8 protein-coding genes are annotated in these 7788 nt (G+C 46.0%); 7 read left to right on the forward strand and 1 reads right to left on the reverse strand.

Features of this window, described 5'->3' with window-relative positions:
• Window positions 1-149: 149 nt before the first annotated feature.
• Window positions 150-770, reverse strand: coding sequence for a YigZ family protein (locus tag Q0200_RS08635; RefSeq protein WP_297940338.1), 621 nt, complete (start codon window positions 768-770; stop codon window positions 150-152).
• 96 nt (window positions 771-866) lie between these two features.
• Here Q0200_RS08635 and Q0200_RS08640 point away from each other — a divergent pair, with 96 nt between their 5' ends.
• The 7 genes from Q0200_RS08640 to Q0200_RS08670 form a co-directional block, all read left to right on the forward strand.
• Window positions 867-2450 carry a cyclic peptide export ABC transporter gene (locus Q0200_RS08640; RefSeq protein ID WP_297940340.1) on the forward strand — a complete coding sequence of 528 codons (1584 nt, stop codon included), beginning with the start codon at window positions 867-869 and terminating at the stop codon, window positions 2448-2450.
• Between the two features lie 54 nt (window positions 2451-2504).
• The gene (locus tag Q0200_RS08645) at window positions 2505-2774 is read left to right on the forward strand and encodes a DUF2470 domain-containing protein (protein WP_002949591.1); all 270 of its coding nucleotides are present in this window, start codon (window positions 2505-2507) and stop codon (window positions 2772-2774) included.
• 277 nt (window positions 2775-3051) lie between these two features.
• Window positions 3052-3729 carry a TonB-dependent receptor plug domain-containing protein gene (locus Q0200_RS08650; RefSeq protein WP_297940344.1) on the forward strand — a complete coding sequence of 226 codons (678 nt, stop codon included), beginning with the start codon at window positions 3052-3054 and terminating at the stop codon, window positions 3727-3729.
• Window positions 3714-5141 carry a TonB-dependent receptor gene (locus tag Q0200_RS08655; RefSeq protein ID WP_297940347.1) on the forward strand — a complete coding sequence of 476 codons (1428 nt, stop codon included), beginning with the start codon at window positions 3714-3716 and terminating at the stop codon, window positions 5139-5141. Before Q0200_RS08650 ends, Q0200_RS08655 begins: the two co-directional genes overlap by 16 nt.
• Window positions 5142-5316: 175 nt before the next feature.
• Window positions 5317-5946: a MotA/TolQ/ExbB proton channel family protein gene (locus Q0200_RS08660; protein ID WP_297940350.1), complete on the forward strand. Its 630-nt coding sequence runs from the start codon at window positions 5317-5319 to the stop codon at window positions 5944-5946.
• On the forward strand, window positions 5924-6346 hold the full coding sequence (locus Q0200_RS08665) for a biopolymer transporter ExbD (protein WP_297940385.1): 423 nt from the start codon (window positions 5924-5926) through the stop codon (window positions 6344-6346). Before Q0200_RS08660 ends, Q0200_RS08665 begins: the two co-directional genes overlap by 23 nt.
• 50 nt (window positions 6347-6396) lie before the next feature.
• On the forward strand, window positions 6397-7788 hold a 1392-nt coding region (locus Q0200_RS08670; protein WP_297940388.1), incomplete at its 3' end, for a TonB-dependent receptor plug domain-containing protein.

Below are 7788 nucleotides of genomic sequence, written 5' to 3' on the forward strand. Positions count from 1 at the left end.
AGAAATTTTAAGTCAAGGCTAGACAAGTAGTCTGCCGCAGACTTAAAATTTCAAATCTCTCTCAAAAGCGCTCGCGAGACGAGCCTTAGCCAAAATTAGAGAAATTATAACCGTCTAGCATAAACCCAACGTGAATTTTGCCTCTTAACTTACCCTCTCGCGGCTAACGGCAAGGCGTAGAAGCTAAACCCCTCCTGCTCAAACCCGCTCGCAAATGCCTGAAATTCCTCAAATTCGGCGCTGTTAAACTCCGCTCGCCAGATCGCACCCTCCTCGTTAAATTCTCGCTCAAAGCTTAGATTTCGCTTTTCAAAATAGTGCTCAAAGCGCGAGCCAAGCGCATATGGCGTAAAAAACAGACAAAGCGATTTTATCTCAAATTTAACCAGTGCGCCGCAGCCCTCAGCCTCCTCTATCGCCGCGTTTACCGCTGCGCCATAAGCTCGCACGAGTCCGCCCGTGCCTAGCTTTATCCCGCCGAAATACCGAACGATGAGCGCGCCCGCGTTTATAAGCTGGGCGCCTCTAAGCGCGTTTAGCGAGGGTTGCCCGCTCGTGCCCTTTGGCTCGCCGTCATCGCTTTGATTTTCTACCATCTGGCCGTAGCCGTTTCGTTCGCGCAGCGCCCACACGACGTGCGCGGCCTTTGGATGCTCGGCCTTTAGGCGCTCGTGAAGGGCTTTAAACTCGCAAATCGGACACAAAAAACATAAAAACGTCGATTTTTTGGCTTCAGTTTTGGTCGATACGACCCGCAAAACCGTTTGCAAATTTCTCCTTTAAATAAAGCCCGATTTTAGCGAAATTTTAAAAATATTCTTATAAAATGGTGGCTAAAATGAAATAAGCTCTCAAAAAGAATGAAAATGTTTAAAAAAATATCAAAAAAAACGCTTTGGCAAATCATCGCCATGATCGTATCTAGCGCCGTTTTTAGCGGCTCTGGGATCCTGATACTAGCCTTTATCAACAAATACCTCTTAAATTTAAAAGAACAAGACGCTCAAATTTTGCTCGCATTTTTTGCGCTTTTGATTTTGTTTTTGGGCTTTTCGGTGCTCTCGCGCATCGCTCTTAGCGTAATCGGCAACGACTTTGTCTACGAGCTGCGAGCCAAAACGATAAAACGGATCCTAGATACCGCAAATCAAAAAATCGTAGCCGCGGGCAAGTCAAATTTGATCGCCTCGCTCTCAAGCGACGTGCGTAGCCTAACCGACGGCTTTATGCAGGTGCCAAGCATCATCCAAGGCATGCTCATCATCGGCGCGACGGGCGCTTACGTGCTTTATATCTCGGCCGAGATTTTCGTGTTTTTGGTGCTTTGGATGAGTGCAGCGACATGGATTTGCCGATACTTCATCAAAAATATCCACAAATACTACGAACAATGCCGTAACGGTGAGGACGCGCTATACCGCGACTATCAGACCTGCATCGAGGGGCATAGGGAGCTTAGCTTAAATTTAGCCCGCGCAAAGCGGCTTTTTTGGGACCGTTTTATACCAAACGCAAAAAGCCTGCGCGAAAATATCGTAAAAGCCGAGATCCATCAGTCCTTTATGAGCAACTGGCTAAACACCGTGATGCTAGGCGCCGTGGGCATCGAGATATATTTTTGCCTAGCCTACGAGGTTGCTAGCCTGCAGGATGCGATTACAGTGGCCTTAGCGATACTTTTTTTGCGAGCGCCTCTCATGATGCTGCTTTACTCAGTGCCTAGCGTCTTTCGCGCGCGCATCGCCTACGAGCGGCTAAAAAAGCTGGACCTAGCGCCATTTGAGCCTGAATTTGAGCTGGGCGAGACGGCTCCGCAAATTTGGCAAAAACTGCGCCTAAAAGATATAAATTTCGCCTACGACGAGGGGAGCGAATTTGCGCTAAAGGATATAAATTTAGAGATTAGGCGCGGCGAGACGGTATTTTTGATCGGTAAAAACGGTAGCGGCAAAAGCACGCTGTTTATGATTTTAGCGGGGCTTTTAGCGCCAAAAAGCGGCGAGATGTTTGCAGATGACGTCAAAATCACCGAGTCAAATTTAAAAAGCTACGCAAACACGATTAGCGCGGTGTTTAGCGACTTTTATCTCTTTGACGAAGTAATGAGCGACGATGAAGCGCTGATAGAGGGGCTGCTAAAAAAGATGTCGATAGAAAATAAAGTAAGCGTCAAGGACGGGATTTTTAGCACCCTAAATCTCTCCCAAGGCCAGAAAAAACGCCTCGCGATGGTCGCGGCGCTGCTTGAAAAGCGCAAATTTTTGATCCTAGACGAGTGGGCAGCCGATCAAGACCCAGAGTTTAGGCGGCATTTTTACACTGAGTTTTTGCCCGAGTTAAAGGCGCAAGGCTACACGATTTTTGCGATCAGCCACGACGATGCGTATTTTGACGCGGCGGATAAAATTTACGAGATACGAAACGGGCAAACCGCGCTCGTTAAGGGCTAAAATTCAGCTAAAAACGGTTAAAATAACGGATATCATTTTAAACAAGGAGACATAATGCAGCTAAGCGAAGAGGCAAGAGAAGCCAAAGAGATGGCGCTAGGCATGATGAACGATAACTTCATCGGCCTTACGGAGGATATGTGCGCGAAATTTGGCGGCTTTACCAACCCGCAAAACGTCAAAATGACCGATATCACCGAGGACGGCATGCATATCGCCTGCGACGAGGGCGAGGTCTTCGTGCCGTTTGAGAAAAAAGCCGAACTAACGGTCGAGAGCCTACGCGACGAGGTCATAAACATCGTAAACAGCATGGAGGGCTGAATCCTCCCCTTGCGCCTCTTTAGCCGGAGCGTAAATTTAGCGCGCTCGCTTGTTTTTACGCCAAATTTAACCCTCAAATTTAAACCCTTCCAAGCTTTACCTCGCATCAAATTTATTTTTAAAGCCTTTAAAATTTGTTCTTTAAATTTTACGATTTAAACGCTCAAAATCGTCTGCAAATTTAAACCCGAAATCCCACTCGAATTTCTATTTTATAAATTAAACTTACATAAATTGATTTTTATTATTAATTATGATAAAATCGAAGGGAGTTAAAATGAGCAAAAAAAGATTAGGCGCGCAAGGCGGCAAATTTATACTTTTGTCGCTAGTAGCAGCCGCGAGCCTAAACGCACAAACCCAAAACATCACGCTTGACGCCGCCATAGTAACGGCGACGGGTTTTGAAAGCACGCTAAAAGACGAGACTAGAAATATATTCGTCGTAACCAAAACAGACATCGAGGCCTACGGCTACCGCTCGGTAAAAGAGCTCGTAGAAAAGATCCCTAGCGTCGATTTCGTCAGCACCTCAAGCCTAGGCGAAAACATAGACATGCGCGGACAAGGTATGCGCGGAGACGGCGCGACGCCGACTATGGCCGTAAAAATCATGCTAAACGGAGTACCGATAAATATGGTCGATGCGGCGCATGGCATAATACCGCTTGAGATGATCGCGATCGAGGACATCGAGCAGGTCAAAGTGATGCCGGGAGGCGGAGCCGTGCTCTACGGCAGCGGCACTAGAGGCGGCGTGGTAAATATCATCACCAAGCAAAAGCCGCGAGATTTTTTCGCAAACGTGAGCTCCAAGATAGGCTCGTATAGCTACCGCGACGCCGCAGCCACCGTCGGCGGAAACGTGAGCGAGGATCTGTTTTTAAAATTTAGCGACAAGGCCTTCGGTCAAAAAGGCTACAGACACGACTACAAGGAGTGCAAAACTACCTAAGCGGCGGGCTAAACTACAAATTTAACGACTCTCACTCACTAAATTTGACGCCTAGCATATTTAAATCAAAAAGGAACGATCCGGGCACCCTAACCCAAGATCAAGTCTCGCAAAACCGCAGGCAAAATGCAAATAACGGCCTAACAAAGCTCTTTGAAAACGAGAAAATCGGCGTTAGCGCCGTTTACGAGGGCAAATTTAACGACTTTTACTCGGTAAATTTGATGCCGTATTATCAAAAAATCAAAATCAAAACCTCCTCGACCGAGTCGGCTCGCGGCGTGCGCTATCCGTCGCAAGGACTTTTCGGCGATAAAAAATACGGCGTAAATTTTAAAAACAAGCTTGACTACGGCAGTGGCGAGTTTATCTTTGGCTACGACTACGAGCAAAACAAAGGCGATAGAGAGTCGCACTACGAGGTAAAAACATCGCCCGTGATAAGCCTAAAGCACGACACGACGCTTGATCTACAAAAGACCACGCACGCACTTTATTTTATGGAAAAGCATAAATTTACGCAGGTTTTTGATCTAAGCCTTGGGTATAGATTTGAGCGCGCGCAGTACGAGGCTAGAAGGGTTTTAGATATGAAGGGCTTTAGAAACAGCATGCCTTTTCCTCCGATGACTAGCTATAACGCCATAAGCGACGGCAGAGATATCGACAACCACGCGTTTGAGTTTACGCCCAATTTTAGATACTCAGACACGGGAAACGTATATTTTAAATTTGAGCGCGGCTACATCTCGCCATCACCTTCTCAGCTAACCGACAAAGATCAGGTGACCAAGCAGTACAAATTTAACGATCTAAAATCCGAGAAATTTAACACCTACGAGATCGGGCTAAAAGACCACGTCGCGAGCATGCCGGTAAATGCTACCGTGTTTTTAACCGACACTAGCGACGAGATAGCCTACGCCGAGCTAGGGGCCAATCACGGAGACGCTTGGAAATACTACAACATCGCAAAAACCAGACGCTACGGATTTGAGTTTTTTAGCAGGCAAAACGTCTTTGATAGGCTGATTTTGAGCCAGTCCTACACCTACGTAAACGCGACGATCAAAAAGGGCGATAACGCGGGCAAAGAGGTGCCCTACGTTTCAAAACACAAATTTATATTCGGCGCGGACTACGAGATCGTGAGCGACTTGCACCTGTTTGCGGACTACAAATTTTACTCCAAGAAAAAGGACCTAAACTACGACGACATCTCCTCTCGCAGCATCGTGGACGCGGGCGTTTCGTATAAATTTAAAAATGGATTTGGTATAACCGGAAGCGTAAAAAATCTCTTTAACAAAAAATACTACGACTACCAAGGCAAAAACAACCAAACCGGCATCTACGAGTATAGCCCGGCAAACGAGCGAAACTACTACGTAGAGTTTAAATACACTTACTAAACCGCTAAATTTAGGGTTCTGTGCCCTAAATTTGCCTTTTTGGACGCTCTACTTTTCTGCAAAAAGTTATTTGGATTTTATTATTTAACGCTATGAAATCTCGTCAAATTTTATTACCGATTAATGATAACGGCGGTATAATAAACCGCTTTTGATAATTAATATTAGGATTAAAATGTTTGAGTATATAGAAGTCGGCGGTATCTTTATGTGGCCGATATTTTGCCTCTCGGTGCTCGGTATCGCGGTGCTTCTTGAAAAAGGAGCGTATTTTTTATTTACCGAGATAGACGCGACTAGTTCGTTTAAGATCAAGCTTTGCAATCTCATTTTAGAAGGCGACTACGCAAAAATCAAAGAATTTTGCAAAAGCTACAAAAACTCGCTTGCTAAAACCGCGCTTTTCGTAGTGGAAAATTTGGGTGAAGGCGCTAGCAAAACGCAGATCGACTACATCGCCGAGGAGGCCGTATCCATGCAGCTAACCTCACTTGAGCGGCGCACGTGGATACTGGGACTTTGCGCGAGCGCGAGTCCGCAGCTGGGGTTGCTTGGCACGATAGTCGGCATGATAAAAGCCTTTAGTGGACTTAGCGGCGGCGTGGACGCTCCGCTCGTAGCAGTCGGTATCTCCGAGGCGCTTTATACGACAGCTTTTGGGCTCATAGTGGCGATTCCTTGCGTGATATTTTTTCTCATGATTAGCAAGAAAATAGATTTCATCCTAAACGATCTAAACCGCATTATGAGCCTGTTTGGCCGCAGTTTTGAAAGGAGAAGCTGTGAAGTATGTCCGCAGAGATAAGACCAGATACGCCGGCATCTCGATGTTAAATTTGATCGATGTGATATTCGTGCTTTTGCTATTTTTTATGGTTACGACCTCTTTTAACAAATTTGCCCACATCGACATCGCCCTACCCCAAAGCGCGTCAAATTTAGACGAAAAAGAGACCAAAAACGTCGAGGTTTTTTATCTGCTTAACGGCGAAGTACTTTTGAGTATAAACGGTGAGCAAAAAAGCTTAAATTTAGCAGATCTAGCCGCTCAAATCGAAAATTTGACCCCAAAGCAAAAAGAGAGCGTCAAGCTAAATGCAGATGAGGCGATAAACTACGGCGAGGTCGTAAATTTGATCTCTATTTTAAAAGATAACGGCACGCAAAACGTCGAGCTAAACATCAAGAAAAAGCCCAAAGGATAGAAAATGAACCCGGTTTTATCTCCCTGTAAATTTAACCAAGGAGAACAACTATGATTGCTAAATCAAGCCAAGGAGCTATCGCGCTTTCGCTGATAGCAAGTCTAAATTTATACGCCGCGGAGGATAGCTCCACTAGACTAGACGCCACCGTCATAACCACGACTGGCTTTGAGAGCGCACTAAAAGACGAGGTTAGAAACGTAACGGTAATAACCGCCAAAGAGATAGAGGACAGGGGATACCGCGATATCAAAGAAGCGCTAGAAAAAGCTCCGGGCGTCAGCCTAAACGGCAACAACGTAGATATGCGCGGACAAGGCTCCAGAAGGAGCTCGTCGGCTAGATCGACCACGACCGTAAAGGTGATGGTGGACGGCGTCGCGCTAAACATGATAGACACTACGCCTACTAGAATCCCCGTAGATATGATACCTATCGAGGACGTAGATAGGATAGAGATAGTCCCGGGAGGCGGCACCGTGCTATACGGTAGCGGCACGATGGGAGGCGTGATAAATATCATCACCAAAAAGAGCAAAAAGAAATTTTACGCAGGCGTCTCTAGCAAGCTAGCCTCATACTCCTATAAAGACGTAGCCCTAAACGTCGGCGGCGGAGTAACTGATGCGCTATCTTTAAAACTAAACGCGAAAAAATCGGACTCAAACGGTTATAGACGCGGAGATAAAACCAAAGAGGACTACGTCTCGGGCGGCCTAACCTATCAGATAACGGACGATCAGGCGCTATCTATAAACTCAAGCTATTTTAAAGACAAAAGCCGCACCACCGGCGCTCTAAGCAAAGCTCAGCTAGAGCAGGATAGAAGGCAAGCGGGATCAAGCAAAACCGACTTTCTAAACAAAAGAGTTAGCGTAAACGCCGACTACTCTATAAATTTAAACGACGCGCTGACGTTTAATCTATCGCCTTATTATCAAAAGCTAACCATGGACTCGTATAGCGCCTACAAAGACGGCGGCAGCGGAGCGCTAGGGCTAACCGACAAGCAAGCCGGGGCTAAATTTAAAGGCAAATACAGCTACGATAGCGGAGATTTTATATTCGGCTACGATTTTTTAAGACAAGAAGCCAAAAGATCTATACACTCAAAATCTACGAGCAGACGCGGCCCTATGACGGTAAGCGCCGACGTCACGACCAAATTTGACGTAGAAAAGAAAACGCATTCGTTTTACGTACTAGAAAAGCACGATTTCACCGATCAGTTTTCTTTGAGCGCAGGATATAGGCTCGAGCTAGCTAGAAACGATATGGATAGGCGTTCAAACTCCATCGTAAAGATGACGCCCGGCCGAACGATAACTAGCGATTCGTCCTTTAAAGGCAAGAAAAACTCGGACAACCACGCCTTTGAGATAACGCCTAGCTTTAAATACTCCGACACCGGCAACGTTTATTTTAAATTTGAACGCGGATTC

Origin of the sequence: uncultured Campylobacter sp. (genome assembly GCF_938045225.1) — a bacterium.
Lineage (GTDB): Bacteria > Campylobacterota > Campylobacteria > Campylobacterales > Campylobacteraceae > Campylobacter_A.